Genomic DNA, 14,269 nt, shown 5'->3' with positions numbered 1-14,269 from the left:
GGCAGGTGATGTTCGACACGATCAACTGGGACGATCTGCGGGTGTTTCTCTGCGCCGCCCGCGCCGGGAATTTGAGCCAAACGGCAAAGCGGCTGCGGCTCGACCATTCCACCGTCAGCCGGCGCATCGCCCAGATGGAAGCTTCGCTCGGGGTTGCGGTGTTCGAACGCCACCGCACCGGGCTCAAGCTGAACGAAGTCGGCGAGCGGCTGTTGCGCCATGCCGAGCGGGTCGAGAGCGCGGTGATCGCGATCCGCGAGGAGGCCAGCGCCAGCGACACCCAGGAGCTCGTCGGGACCGTGCGGCTCGCCACCATGGAGGGGATCGCCTCGCTCTATCTGGCGCAACGCTTTGCCAAGCTGCGACGCACCGCGCCACAGCTCACCGTCGAACTCGTCACGTCCGCCCAGACGGTCTACGTTCATAAGCGCGAGGCCGATCTGTTCGTGTCCTTCTTCCGGCCGCCCGGTCCGGGCCTGATCTCGGAGCGCATCGGCAAGTTTCGGCTCGGGCTATTCGCGAGCCAGGACTATCTCGACCACCACGGGATGCCCGCAAGCCTGCGCGACCTGCAGGATCATTGGTTCGTGTCCTATATCGAGGACCTGATCCAGGTCGACTCGGTGCGCTGGCTCGCCGATGTCATCGAAGAGCCGAAAATCGCCTTCCACTCCAACAGCATGATCGCGCAGATGAACGCCGCGGCGGGCGGCCTCGGCATCGTGATGCTGCCGAGCTTTGCCACAAGGGACCGGCCCGACCTGATACCGGTGCTGCCCGCTCTCGCCGGCACCGTTCGCGAGGTCTGGCTCAACGTCCACAGCGACCTGCAATTCGCCCCGCGCATCCGCGCCGTCCGCGCCTTCCTGAAAAATACCCTGAAGCAGGATCCCGACATGCAGGTCACGCTGGCCGATGTCGTGCCGCAGCCGCGCACAGCAGATTGCAAAAATCCATAATTCCCTTCCGTCAGCCCCCGGCTGAAGCTCGTTCGATTGGCGCAAGCAGAGCGCGCTGAGTTTTTGAGGGAGCCGATATGAACGTGGTTATTCCCGGCAATGCCGATCCGGCGCCGAACGGCGGCGCATTGGCCAAGAAGCAGGCCGAGAAACTGGCCAAGAAGCGGCTGACAGTCGCGCTCGTTCTGAGCGTTGCGATGATCGTGATCTATTTCGGCTTCATGGGGCTTTTCGCGTTCGACAAGCCGCTGCTCGGCACCATTCTGATGCCCGGCCTGTCGCTTTGCATTGTGCTCGGCCCGCTCGTCATCATCTCTTCCTTCGTGCTCTGCCTGGTCTACGTGCTGTGGGCGAACCGGGTGTTCGACGCAGGCGTTCGCGAGCTTCGCTAAGGGGACAGGCAAATGGGCAGCAGCACGCTTTCGATCGGGTTCTTCTTCGCCTTCATGGCGTTGACGCTGGCGATCACCTATTGGGCTGCGCGGCGCACGCGCACCACCGAGCACTTCTTTGCCGCCGGCGGCCAGGTCACGCCGTGGCAGAACGGCTGGGCACTCGCGGGAGACTTCCTGAGCGCCGCGGCCCTGCTCGGAATTGCCGGCATCGTCACCTCGAACGGCTTCGACGGCATGATCTATTCGATCGGGTGGCTGGTCGGCTGGCCGATCATTCTGTTCCTGATCGTCGAGCCATTGCGCAATGTCGGCCGTTTCACCTTCGCCGACGTCGTGGCCTATCGCCTGCGCCAGCGCCCGGTGCGCCTCGCCGGCGCCATCGGTACACTTGCCGTGATCCTGTTCTACCTGATCGCCCAGATGGTCGCGACGGGATCGCTGATCAAGCTGCTGTTCGGCCTGCCCTACACCTGGTCGGTCGTCGTCGTCGGCAGCGTCATGCTGGTCTATGTGCTGTTCGGCGGCATGTTGGCGACGACCTGGGTGCAGGTGGTCAAGGCTGTGCTGCTGATGGGCGGCGGCATCCTGCTCGCCCTCCTCGTGTTGACCCATTTCGACATGAACCCGCTGAAGCTGTTCGCCGCGGCATCCGAGAAATACGGCACCAAGGTGCTGCAGCCGGGATCGAAGGTGGTCTCGGGTCAATGGGATGCCATCTCGCTCGGGCTCGGCCTGATGTTCGGAACCGCCGCGATGCCGCATGTGCTGATGCGGGCCTACACGGTGAAGGATTCCAAAGCCGCACGGCTGTCGATCCTCTATGCCACCGGCCTGATCGGCGTCTTTCATCTCATGGTCTTCATCATCGGCTTCGGCGCCATGGTGCTGGTCGGCGCCGAGGCGGTGGCCAAGGCCGGCGGCGGCGGCAACATGGCAGCGCCCCTGCTCGCACTCACCGTCGGCGGCAACGCGTTCTTCGGCTTCATCTGCGCGGTCGCGTTCGCGACCATGCTTGCCGTCGTCGCGGGGCTGACGCTGTCGGGCGTCGCCACGCTCTGCCACGACGTCTGGACCAATGTGATCAGGAGCGGCACCGCTTCGGAAGCCGAGCAGCTCAAGGTCGCGCGGGTCGCGACGGTTCTGATTTCCATCCTCGCCATCGGCCTGGGCATCGCGTTCGAAGGCCAGAACGTCGCGTTCATGGCGGGACTTGCGTTCTCGATCGCCTGCGCCGCCAACTTCCCTTCGCTCGTGCTCGCCATCACCTGGCGCCGCTTCACGACGCCTGCTGCCGTGGCGAGCATCCTCGTCGGCACACTGAGCTCGCTGGTGCTGATCTATCTGTCCCCGACCATCCAGGTCGACATTCTCGGCAAGCCGCTCGCCGCGGTCGAGCATCAATGGTGGTTCGTGTCGCTGCGCAATCCCGCGATCATCAGCATGCCGCTATCCTTTGCGGTCGCGATCCTGCTGTCGCTGGTGACACGGGAGAAGAACGCAAACCTCGCCTTCGACGAGATGCAGCGGCGCATCCTGCTCGGACCGGTAGAGCCGAACACCGACGAGCCGCGCCAGGCGAAGAATGCGGCATGAACCGGGTCAACCGATCGACGTTGCGATCAGCCCGTTGCGAACCCCGTCACCCGATGCGCATATGTGACTCACAGATCGCGCAACACATACAGTGTCGTCCCGGCGAAAGCCGGGACCCATAACCACCGACGGTCATTGCTTCACGATGCTGGAACGACGAGTCCTGTCCCCAACTTCCGCCGCGGAATATGGATCCCGGCTTTCGCCGGGATGACATTTTATGGTCGAGACAGGCTCGCAAATATGTCGCGAGAAGATCACTTCCCCTTCGCCGCCTTCTCCTTCAGCTTCGCCGTTCGGTAGCGCGCGGCGCCGCCTTCGCGGATGGACTGCTCGCTGCGCTCGAGCGCCATCGCATCGTCGGGAACATCCCTGGTGATCACGGAGCCCGAGCCGATATAGGCGCCCTTGCCGATCGTGACCGGCGCGACCAGCGACGTATTGGTGCCGATGAAGGCGCCCTCGCCGATCAGCGTCTTGTGCTTGAGGAAGCCGTCATAGTTGCAGGTGATGGTGCCGGCACCGAGGTTGGAATTGGCACCGACATGGGCGTCGCCGACGTAGGAGAGATGGTTGACCTTGACGCCGGCCTCCAGCCTCGAACCCTTGGTCTCGACGAAATTGCCGATCTTCACGCCGTCGCCGAGCGAGGTGCCGGGCCGCAGCCGCGCGTAGGGTCCGAGCTCCACCTTCTTGCCGATCGTGGCTTGGGTGATGTGCGAGAAGGAATGGATCACGGCGCCGTCGTCGATCGAAACGCCGGGTCCGATCACCACGAACGGCTCGATCGTGACGTCCTTGCCGAATTTGGTGTCAGCGGCGAGATAGACCGTCTCCGGCGCGATCAGGGTCACGCCGGCCTCGAGCGCCTGGTTGCGCAGCCGCGCCTGCATCACGGCCTCGGCCTCGGCGAGCTGCGCCTTGGTGTTGATGCCGCGCACTTCGTCTTCGCTGGTCTCGATCACGACGGCCTCCAGTCCGAGTTCCCTGACAATGCCGACGGCATCGGTCAGATAATATTCGCCCTTGGCATTGGCATTGCCGATCTTCTCGATGATCGCGAGCGCCTTCCTGCCGTCGAACGCCATCACGCCGGCATTGCACAGCGTGATCTTGCGCTCTTCGGCACTGGCATCGGCCTGCTCGCGGATCGCAACCAGCTTGCCGTTCTCGACCACCAGGCGGCCGTAGCCGGTCGGGTCTGCGGCATGGAAGCCGAGCACCGCAAGCGCCGCGCCGTCGCGCAGCGGCGCGCGCATGCGGGCGAAGGTCTCGGCCGAGATCAGCGGCGTGTCGCCGAATGCGATCAAGAGGTCGTCGGCGCTGCGGGCGATCGCCTCGCGCGCCGCCAGCACCGCATGCGCGGTGCCGAGCCGCTCGCGCTGCACGAAGGTCTGTGCGTCGGGCCGCACCCGACGCACCTCGTTGGCGACCGCCTCGTGGTCCGGGCCGATCACGACCGCCAGCTGCGACCCCTCGCCGGAGGCCGCGGCGTTGAGCACGTGCGCCAGCAGCGGCTGCCCGGCCACGGGGTGCAGCACCTTCGGCAGCGACGAGCGCATCCGCGTGCCCTCACCGGCCGCAAGAACCACTGTCAGGCTCGTTCGCGCAGTCATTCGCAATCCTCGATGTCGCGCGCAGTTCGCTGCGCAAAGCTGTCTTCGAGGCCGTCTTTAATTGTTTTCCCCGGCAGAAGAAACCGATTCGCCTCCGTGGCGCTCCGGATTCAAGTTCCCGGTCCATTTCCTGTTAATCTTTGCCTCGTGATTCGGCGGGCCTTGAGGAGGGCCAAGCGGGCTTTGGCCAAAGATCGCGACAATCTGGCGGCGGAATTCGACACCGAGAGCACCACCGGCTTTTTGGCCGAGGAGGATGCTCTGGATCGCCGCATGCTGTGGCGGCTCGGCTCGTGGGGCGTTGCCGCGGTCGGCGCCGTCACCGTCGCGGTGATGGCCAACCAGTCGGCGTTGACGCTGCGGCGCGACCAAGTTGCCGCAGCGGACCTCGCGCGACAGGCCCAGCAGTTGCAGACGCTGGCGAAGGAGAGCCACAACGAGACGCGCCGGCTGGCGTCTGCGATCGATACGCTCAACGGCGACCGCGACCGGCTGTATTCGCGCGTCACCACGCTGGAGCAGGGCCTCGACTCCGTGACCGGCGCGATCGCCAGGCAGCCGCCGGCACCATCGCCCTTGGCAGCGCCCGGTACCTCGCCCGCAACCGCCAGTTCGTCGCCCGCCGCCTCCGCGCCAACCGTTGCCGCCGTCGCAACGATGCCGACGGTCGCATTGGACAAGCCGGCGGCGATCGACAAGCTGCCCACAGCCGGCGACAGCAAGGCGACTGGGCCGATCGAGAAGCCGGTTGCGGCGGCCGAAAAGCCGGCAACGGCCGACAAGAAACCCGCGTCCGCGCCCGCCAAGCCGCAGGCCGCCGCGGAGAAGCCGCCAGCCTCCGACAATTCGCCGCCGAATTCCGCCACGGCCGCATCGATCGCAAGTCCAATGAGCGCCGCCGCGGCCGGCGCCGAGGATGCACCCGCTGCGCCGGTGCCGGTCGCGGACAAGCCGCTTGTCGACAAGCCGGTCCTGGCATCGCTCGATCCTGCGGCGAACAAGGCAACCGAAACCGTCAAGCCGCCGACCGCCAACGATGTCACCGTCGCACCGATCCCTCCGCTGGTGATCACAGCGGATCCGGACGCCGAGGACGATGCGCCGCAGGCACAGATCCACCGCACCGAGTTCGGCGTCGATCTCGGCACGGCCAACTCGGTCAATGGACTGCGCGCGCTGTGGCGCGGCCTGTTGAAGTCGAAGGCCAACGCGCCGCTGGCGGCGCTGCGGCCGATCATCGTGATCAAGGAGAGCAGCAACGGGCTCGGCATACAGTTGCGCCTGGTGGCCGGACCGCTGAACGACGCCGGCACCGCAGCCAGGATCTGCGCGGGCCTCAGCCTGGTGCAGCGGACCTGCGAGACGGCGATCTATGACGGCCAGCGACTGGCCCTCAACGAGCCGGCCGCCGGAGCCAAGCCGGCGCCGTCGCATCGCCGGGCCGTGCCGAAGCGCGCCGTCGCGCCGCCGCCGCAGCAGCAGCAGCAGCCGGTCGCCGAGGACAAGAAGCCGGAGCCGACCACGATCTCCTCGATATTCCGGCGGAACAGCCAATAATCATGTGAGCCAAGGGATTGTGGCCGGATTTTCAACCGATTTCGATGCTCCGACCGAACTTGTCCCGCAACCCGATCCCGACCATAGTGCCGCGATGACAAAACCTCCGTTCCGCCTCTCCCCCTATCAGGTCCAGTTCCTGATGGTCGTGGGCTTCGTCACCGTCGGCTACGCGCTCTACGTGCGCTATCTGGCAATCGAGTTCTCTCCCGTTGCGCTGGCCTGCGACGCCGGCGCGCAGACCATGCTCTGCAAGGCTCGCGCGCTGTCGACCGTACTGTTCAAGAACTCGGTGTTCGGGATCACCGCGCTGGTAATCGCGGTGCTCAACCTGACGCGGCCGTCGATCGTGCTGCTCACCGTCGGCTTGATCGCTGCGGGGCTCGGGATCGTGCTCTACAATGTCGTGCTGTCGGGGCTCGCGATCGGGCTGTTCATCCTGGGTTTTGCGCGGCCCGCGCCCGCCACAGCGTAGCGGCGAGCAAGAGGTACATCACGCAGGTCCAGTCCGACTGCCAGTTGATCGTGCCCTCGTTGTAGATCGTGTAGCCGGCGGCGATCACCAGCAGGCCGGCGAATACGGATTCCGCGAGCGGCCGGATGCCTTCCTTCGGACGGTTGAGCATGGTCAGGAGCGCGAATGGCACCACCGCCATGGTCAGCGAGGCATACGGGAAATCGCGGTAGCGCGGATCGAAGGTAAAGCCGAGCGCGGTTTCGGCAGCAATCACCGTGGTGATGATCAGCACAATTGCCAGCGCCGCGCCGATCACGCCCTTGCCGCGATAGTCGCGCGGCCCGACCAGCTCCAGGAAGGTCGGCAGCGACCGCCCGGCGATCAGCGCGTGAGCCGTCAGCAGCGGCGCGGCAATGCCCGCTGCGAGCAGCACGCCCCAATGCAGCCAGCCGCCGACGCCGTAGCTCTCGTAATACATCTTGTCGCCGGCAATCCCGAGCAGCGCCCCCGCCGTCGTGGCCGAAATGGCGACCGCGATCCAGGCCGACGGCCGCGGCGTCCAGGGCCGGCGGCGCAGCGTCAGCCAGGCCGCGAGGAATGTGGCGACGGACAGCGCCATGCCGCCCGCCATCTGCAGCTTCCAGTCCGGATAGTTCGTGATAGCAACGCCGGGCGGATATTTCACCTGCCGCTTGACCGAATCGAACAGGCCCCAATTGCCGCCGACGGTGCCCTCGAGCTTGCGCTTCCAGGGCTGGTCGTAGGCCTCGATCAGGTTGACCCGAAAGCCCTCGCGCTTGGCGAGGTCGAGGATCTCGGACACCACCCGCGCCTGGTTGGTGCGCGACGGCAATGCGCCCTCCCGCATCCGCCCCTGGCTCGGCCAGCCGGTCTCGCCGATCAGGATCTCCTTGCCCGGGAATGTCACCGCGATCCGCTTGCGGATATCGTCGACATGCGCCGCGGCGTACTTCGCCTTGACCGGGATGTCCTCCCAATACGGCAGGATGTGAATGGTGACGAAATCGACCGCGTCATAAATCTCGCGGTTCTTCACCCAGTATTCCCAGACGTCGGCATAGGTGACGGGAAGATTGCCCGCCGCCGCCTTCACTGCGCGGATGTTGCCGGCAAGATCGGTGGCGGTCATCTCGCCGCGCAGCAGCACCTCGTTGCCGACGATCAGCGAGGTGACGACGCCGGGATACTCCTTGGCGAGCCGCACCGCGATCGCGATCTGCTGCAAATTCTTGAAGCGGTTGCTGCTGAGCCAGATGCCTTGCATCACCTTCAGCCCGACCTTGGCCGCAACGCCGGGGACCTGGTCGAGGCCGTTCTCGATCGAATAGGTGCGCACGCAGTCGGTGACCTTGGCGAGATCGGTCAGATCCTGCTCGATCTGCTCGACTGGAATCTGCGTGGTGGGATCAAGCGGCGTCTGCGCGCCGCGGAACGGCGTATAGGACACGCATTGCAGCTTTGCAGCGGGATCGATCGGCGCGCGCACGAGCGTAATCGGCGTGGCGAGCCACCACCACACGGATGCAATCACGGCGAGCGAGATCAGGAGAAGCGCCAGCGGCGTACGAAGCGAAATCGGTTCCATCCTCCGGGGGACCGTCGAATTAGCCGGTCACAGCCCATCTGCCAAGAGCGGGATTAGGTCAATACCATGGTTGTCCTGCGACAGTTTTGCGCTGGGTCGATAAAGTTGTGAGTTTGCTGGACAAAATACCAAATTCCAGTCATCAGATTTCGCCAGAGTCTCCGCCGCACTGGAGACCTATTTGGACGGCATCACGCGAGCCGTTAGGATGATCCCGCGGGGGCAGGAACATTATCGGGGAATACATGCGTCGACGGCTGCTTGAGTTGAAGAACACTACTTTGCGCCATCTTGCCGTAACGGGCCTTGTCACGGGCCTTGCGCTCCTCATTGGGGCCGGCGGCGCGTTCGCCCAGAGCGGCACGCCGAATCCGCCGGATCAGGCGAAACAGCAGCCTGGACAGCCCGACGCCAACGCAAATGCCGCACGGGAAGCCAACCAGCGCAAGGTCGAGGAGTTCGTCGAGGCCCAGCAGGCCATCAACGGCCCGGCCGGCAACCCGGAATGCGTCTGGCTCGGCCGCCGCGTCGTCCGCTTGATGTGGAACGACGACCTCGATACCGCGTTCCGCCATCTCGACCTCTACGACCGGTTCGGCTGCCCCGGCGGCCACGTCCAGGCGGCGTTCCGCTGCCTGACCCGGTTCGGCGCCCAGATCGACGACAAGGTCCGCGGCAGCCTCGACGGCCGCATCCACGCCTGCTGGATCAATCCGGGCGCGCAGCCCCAGGCCGCGGCCGCCGCCGCTGCTCCCACCCCGGCGCCGGCGACGGCCGGCACCGCCGCACCGGCACCGGCAGCCTCGCCCTCGCCTGCACCGACCCCGTCGGCGTCACCTGCGCCGGCGTCGAAATAGCCATATCCCGCGACCGGGGTCCGGCCGCGATTTTTTCGCGGCTGGAACGGCTTGCGCCCTTAAAACGCCATCGCGGCACACCAGTTGTTAAATCGGATGGCGGAGATATCTTTCCCTCCGCTGTCGTGTTGGTCGAACCCAGGGGACGGGTTCGCTTAGTCCTCAATCTCAGGCCCCGTATGGTTTAACCGCGATGCGCGCCGTCGTCGCCGTCCTGTTGCTTGTCACCGCCGCCCACGCCGCCCTGTGGGGTCTCTTCCAGGAGAAGCAGTCGGCGCCCGATTTCCGTGGCACGCTGCCGAGTCTGTCCTACGCTCCGTTCGAGTCAGGCCACACCGTCGCAGACGTTGCCGCCGACACCGAGAAGGTGCGCACCGACCTGCGAAAACTGTCCACGCTCACCAAAGCGGTCCGCCTCTATTCGTCGACGGAAGGCAACGAGCTGGTGCCGCCGGTCGCCGCCGAGTTCGGCATGAAGGTCACGGTTGGCGCGTGGATCGACAAGGACGCCAACCGCAACAACCGTGAGATCGAAGCCGCGATCAACCTGGCCAAGCGCAACAGCAACGTCATCGGCATTGTAGTCGGCAACGAAACCGTGTTCCGCGGCGAGCAGGTGCCGCTGGAAAACCTCGGCTCGGTTCCGGAGATCGGCGTGCCGCCCGAGGAGTCCGAGAGGATTCTTCGCGAGGAAGCGCAGCGTCTTCACGACGCGGAAATGCAGCCGGATGAAAACGGCAGCAGCGGCTTGAGCAAGCGCGCTGAAGCGATCAAGTGGGCAGTCGCCGAAAACAACGTGCACCGGCTGATCAAGGTGATCCAGCGGGTCAAGAAGTCGGTCAACGTCCCCGTCACGACCGGTGAAATCTGGAACATCTGGCGCGACCATCCGCAGCTCGCCAACTCGTCCGACTTCGTCGCCGCGCACGTGCTGCCCTACTGGGAAAACTTCACCGACAAGCAGGCGGTGGACCAGGCGGTCGACCGCTACAATTTGTCGCGCGACTCCTTCCCCGGCAAACGCATCCTGATTGCCGAATTCGGCTGGCCGAGCCAGGGCTACAATCTGCGCAGCGCCGTTCCCGGCCCGTTCCAGCAGGCCACCGTGCTGCGCAACTTCGTCACCCGCGCCGAAGCCATCGGCATGGACTACAACATCGTCGAGGCGATCGATCAGCCCTGGAAGTTCTTCGAAGGCGGCGTCGGACCCTACTGGGGCATCCTCAATGCCGACCGCGAGCCAAAGTTCGCCTGGACCGGTCCGGTCACCGATCCGAACTACTGGAAGATCGCGCTGGTCGCCGTCCTGGTCGGCCTGTTCATGTCGCTACCGATCCTGCGGCTGGACCAGCCGACCGTGATGCAGGCGCTGCTCTTGTCGGCGGCCGCCAACGGCGTCGGCGCCTGGGTCGCGACCGTGTTCTCGTACTGGACGACGCACTACTTCGTCTGGGGCTCGGCCTTCGCGCTCAGCCTCGGCCTGGTGCTGCTGGTTCCGCTGGTGCTGATCGCGATGGCGCGGATCGAGGAGATCGCGGCGGTGGCGTTCGGCCGCGGCCCGCGCCGGCTGATCGGCAAGAGCGCGCCGCTCGCGCCCGCCACGATCGGCGAGAACGTCAAGTTTCCGAAGGTCTCGATCCACATCCCGGCCTATTTCGAGCCGGTCGAGATGCTGAAGCAGACGCTCGATGCGGTGTCGCGGCTCGACTATCCGAACTTCGAGTGCGTCTGCATCATCAACAACACGCCCGATCCCGACTTCTGGCGGCCGATCCAGGATCACTGCCGGCTGCTCGGCGAGCGCTTCAAGTTCATCAATGCCGAGAAGGTGCAGGGCTTCAAGGCCGGTGCGCTGCGCATCGCGATGGACCGCACCGCGGCGGATGCCGAGATCATCGGCATCATCGATGCCGACTACGTCGTGCATCCGGACTGGCTGAAGGATCTCGTGCCGGCATTCGCCGATCCGCGCGTCGGCCTCGTGCAGGCGCCGCAGGAGCATCGCGACGGCGATCGCTCGCTGATGCACTACATCATGAACGGCGAATATGCCGGGTTCTTCGACATCGGCATGGTCCAGCGCAACGAGTTCAACGCCATCATCGTGCACGGCACGATGTGCCTGATCCGCCGCGCCGCGATGGACAAGGCCGGCGGCTGGTCCTCTGACACGATCTGCGAGGACACCGATCTCGGCCTCTCGATCCAGCAGCAGGGCTGGCTCACGCACTACACCAATGTGCGTTACGGCGAAGGCCTGCTGCCCGACACCTACGAGGCCTTCAAGAAGCAGCGCCATCGCTGGGCCTATGGCGGCTTCCAGATCGTCAAGAAGCACTGGCGGCGCTTCCTGCCCGGCGCCAGCCGGCTGACGCCGGATCAGCGCCGCGAGTTCTCGCTGGGCTGGCTGAACTGGCTCGGCGCCGAAAGCCTCGGCGTCGTGGTTGCGATCCTCAATCTGATCTGGGTGCCGATCGTTGCCTTCGCCGACATCGCGATCCCCGACAAGATTCTGACGCTGCCGATCATCGCCTCCTTCATCGTCTCGCTGGTGCATTTCGTCGCGCTCTACCGGCTGCGCGTGAACATCAAGGCCGGTCAGATGTTAGGGGCCATGATCGCGGCGATGAGCGTGCAGTGGACGGTGTCGCGCGCGGTGGCGCAGGGCCTGATCACCGAGCATCTTGCGTTCGCCCGCACCTCCAAGGGCGGCCTGTCGCGGATGTCGATCGAGTTCCAGGCGTTCTGGGAAGCCGTGATCGGCGTGTTGCTGCTGATCGGCGCCGTCGTGCTTGTCGTCACCAACGGCTACAAGCAGGTGCGCGAGATCTACATCTTCGCCGGCGTCCTGGTGTTGCAGAGCCTGCCATTCCTGGCGGCGGTCTCCATCGCAATCCTGGAGAATTCGCGGATCAACGAGTTCGCATTCTGGCGCAACAGCGCGATCCGCACCGCGGAACTGATCGGGTTGCGCCCGGTCAGCCTGCCCTCGGTCGCCGCCCCGTCGCAGCCGGTCGGCTCGGAAATCCGCCGCGACAACTGAGCCAACTTCAAGAAGCGGCCCTAAGCACAGGCGCCGGAACAGCAAATCCGGCGCGTCGGTGCACAATTGAGCGCCCGTCGGCTATTGACCCGATGGGCCCTGCCCCCTACACAGCGCGGGCTGGAGCACGATCCGGAGCGGTTCACCGCTGGCGTCCGGATCTAATGTTCAGGTGAGTGAGCGCGTAGCTCAGGCGGTAGAGCACGTGACTTTTAATCATGGGGTCGAGGGTTCGAGTCCCTCCGCGCTCACCAAACAAATTCTGTCCAGCCCGGAGACATGGGTAACAGGTCGTACCTAAGACATGGGTGACAGCCTCGTGCCGAACGGGTTGTCGCGGGGTTGCAGGGTTTTCTGCTCCAGGTCGAAGTATCCCAAATCATAGTGCATGAAGCTGACGAGCCAAATGCCGTCGTCGACCTCCTTGATGCCGAGTTTTAGTCCAGCCAGCACGGTGGAGAGGTTGATGCGCTTGCGATGCAGGCAGAGCCGTCCACAGGCGGTGACGAGCACCTCGCGATCGTGGAGTGGTCTCCTGCTTGAGCGTGAGGTGCATGCGCTCGTGACGGCCGTTCTGCTGCGGATGGCCGGGCTTGATGCGTTCGATGGCAATGCCAAGCCGCAGCCACCACACCGAGAGCTTTGAGAGATTGAACAAGGCGTTGGGACTGGCAAACGGCACGCCATTGTCGGAGCGAATGGCGCGCGGCATGCCGCGCTCACGGAACAACCGCTCGAAGGCCGCAATGGCCGGCTCCTCGCGGGTGGAATCGAGCGCTTCGCACAACAGCAGGAAGCGCGAGGCATGGTCGGTGACGGTCAGCGGGTAGCAATAACGGCCATTGCCGAGCTTGAACTCGCCCTTGAAGTCGGCGCACCACAGATCATTGGGTCCGGCCCCCGCGGACAGAGGCGTGCCGCGCGCGCGGTGGCGCGGCACGCCTGCGCGCTTGACCAGGCCATGGCGATCGAGAACCGCATGGATGGTGCTCTTGGCCGGAACCCGGATATCGCCGTCGAGCCGCCGGACCAAGAGCTCACGGATCTTGCGCGCGCCCCAGTGCGGTTTCTCGGCTTTGAGACGAACAATCAGGCCCTCGATTGGCTCGGGGAGCTGATTGGCATAGCGCACCGGTCGCCGCGACCGATCGCATAGCGCCGCCGCGCCCTGTTCCCTGTAGCGATCGAAAATCTTGTAGCCGGTCTTGCGGGACACGCCGAACTCCCGGCAGACGTCCGTCATGGCCTCCCCGTCCAGCAGACGGGCGACAAAGCGAAGGCGCTCTTCCATCACCGAACTCGCTTTCCACGGCATCCACACCTCCCGCAGAACAAAAGCGGAAAGTGTAACCCATGTGTCCGGTACGAAATGTCACCTATGTCTCGGGCCGCTCAGAGCTTCTGCGGAGGGTCGTCGAGGCTCTTCCCACGAGGTTGGATGCGGACGGAACAGCCTACATCAATGCTCTGTTTCCGAATCCTCCGGGAACGAAAATCAGGGATCATTTCGATGCTTGGCTTGAAGGCAATCTCACGGAGTGGGATGTGCTGGATCACACCTGGCCTGTGCCGGGATATCAAGATTTGTTCTCCGAGCAGCCATTCCAAGGTGATATGAGCGCGTGGCGCTTTGGCGTGGTGAGTATGCGTCGATCGCGGATTGGCCGGGGTTGGTGGAAGGAAGTCGCAGGCAATGGCCTGTTTTTTCGAGAGGACGGAAGTTGCAGCGTAATCGCTGATCACGATGCCTACGGGCCACCTGCTGGAATATCGTAGGACACGCGGAACACGGCATCACTCCCGGCAGACGTCCGCCATGGCCTCCTCGTCCAGAAGACAGGCGACAAAGCGACGGCGCTCTTCCATCACCGAACTCGCTTTCCACGGCATCCACACCTCCCGCAGAACAACAGCGGAAAGTGTACCCATGTGTCCGGTACGAGATGTCACCGATGTCTCGGGCCGCTGAAACCATTTGAGCCAAGTAGTCCCCCTCCCAAACATTCGCGAAATTTCCGTGTGGCAGTGACATCGCTCTCGTGGTGTTTGGAAGCCGGCCCGGGCCCTGGCGCCGGCTCTTGTTCTTAATTTTGTGTGAACCAAGCCACAGTTGTTCGGCGTGATCTTTAGTAGGTTTTCGGCGCTGGGGATTTCAGGGCCCAGAGGCTGGAAGAACAGGGCGCCGC

The 14,269-nt window shown here is 64.7% G+C and carries 9 protein-coding genes, 1 tRNA gene and 1 pseudogene; 8 read left to right on the top strand and 3 right to left on the bottom strand.

The window, feature by feature from the left end:
* Positions 1-8: 8 nt before the first annotated feature.
* The 3 genes from ACVMDN_RS16645 to ACVMDN_RS16635 all read left to right on the top strand — a co-directional run bounded on the left by ACVMDN_RS16645 (position 9) and on the right by ACVMDN_RS16635 (position 2,947).
* Entirely contained in the window at positions 9-959 is a 951-nt protein-coding gene (locus tag ACVMDN_RS16645; RefSeq protein WP_076828910.1) for a LysR family transcriptional regulator, read from the top strand.
* 77 nt (positions 960-1,036) lie between these two features.
* Positions 1,037-1,351, top strand: a complete 315-nt coding sequence (locus ACVMDN_RS16640; protein WP_141341333.1) for a DUF485 domain-containing protein — start codon at positions 1,037-1,039, stop codon at positions 1,349-1,351.
* Positions 1,352-1,363: 12 nt separating this feature from the next.
* Positions 1,364-2,947: a solute symporter family protein gene (locus tag ACVMDN_RS16635; RefSeq protein WP_229190581.1), complete on the top strand. Its 1,584-nt coding sequence runs from the start codon at positions 1,364-1,366 to the stop codon at positions 2,945-2,947.
* A gap of 257 nt (positions 2,948-3,204) precedes the next feature.
* Here ACVMDN_RS16635 and glmU read toward each other — a convergent pair whose 3' ends face one another.
* Entirely contained in the window at positions 3,205-4,563 is a 1,359-nt protein-coding gene (glmU, locus tag ACVMDN_RS16630) for a bifunctional UDP-N-acetylglucosamine diphosphorylase/glucosamine-1-phosphate N-acetyltransferase GlmU (protein ID WP_076828914.1), read from the bottom strand.
* A gap of 183 nt (positions 4,564-4,746) precedes the next feature.
* Here glmU and ACVMDN_RS16625 point away from each other — a divergent pair, with 183 nt between their 5' ends.
* Together ACVMDN_RS16625 and ACVMDN_RS16620 are read left to right on the top strand one after the other, a co-directional pair.
* Positions 4,747-6,120 (top strand): hypothetical protein, encoded by a 1,374-nt coding sequence (locus tag ACVMDN_RS16625; RefSeq protein ID WP_456814404.1) that lies wholly within the window; start codon positions 4,747-4,749, stop codon positions 6,118-6,120.
* Positions 6,121-6,214: 94 nt separating this feature from the next.
* Entirely contained in the window at positions 6,215-6,595 is a 381-nt protein-coding gene (locus ACVMDN_RS16620; RefSeq protein WP_016844836.1) for a hypothetical protein, read from the top strand.
* On the opposite strand, the gene ACVMDN_RS16615 is transcribed toward ACVMDN_RS16620, so the two are convergent.
* Positions 6,555-8,183 (bottom strand): glycoside hydrolase family 17 protein, encoded by a 1,629-nt coding sequence (locus ACVMDN_RS16615; protein ID WP_141341339.1) that lies wholly within the window; start codon positions 8,181-8,183, stop codon positions 6,555-6,557. The two genes, ACVMDN_RS16620 and ACVMDN_RS16615, sit on opposite strands and share 41 nt — an antisense overlap.
* 245 nt (positions 8,184-8,428) lie before the next feature.
* On the opposite strand from ACVMDN_RS16615, the gene ACVMDN_RS16610 reads away from it, so the two are divergent.
* The 3 genes from ACVMDN_RS16610 (at position 8,429) to ACVMDN_RS16600 (ending at position 12,337) form a co-directional block, all read left to right on the top strand.
* Positions 8,429-9,040, top strand: coding sequence for a hypothetical protein (locus ACVMDN_RS16610; protein WP_057018479.1), 612 nt, complete (start codon positions 8,429-8,431; stop codon positions 9,038-9,040).
* A 193-nt stretch (positions 9,041-9,233) separates the two neighbouring features.
* Positions 9,234-12,083, top strand: a complete 2,850-nt coding sequence (locus tag ACVMDN_RS16605) for a glycosyltransferase (RefSeq protein WP_456835107.1) — start codon at positions 9,234-9,236, stop codon at positions 12,081-12,083.
* Between the two features lie 178 nt (positions 12,084-12,261).
* Positions 12,262-12,337 (top strand) — tRNA-Lys (locus ACVMDN_RS16600).
* A 43-nt stretch (positions 12,338-12,380) separates the two neighbouring features.
* Here the strand turns inward: ACVMDN_RS16600 and ACVMDN_RS16595 are convergent.
* A pseudogene (locus ACVMDN_RS16595) lies at positions 12,381-13,398 on the bottom strand (DDE-type integrase/transposase/recombinase).
* Between the last annotated feature and the right edge of the window lie 871 nt (positions 13,399-14,269).

It is taken from the genome of Bradyrhizobium sp. USDA 4510 (assembly GCF_054059095.1).
The sequence above is the reverse complement of the archived record's forward strand: the minus strand, read 5'-3'. Positions and strand labels throughout refer to the sequence as shown.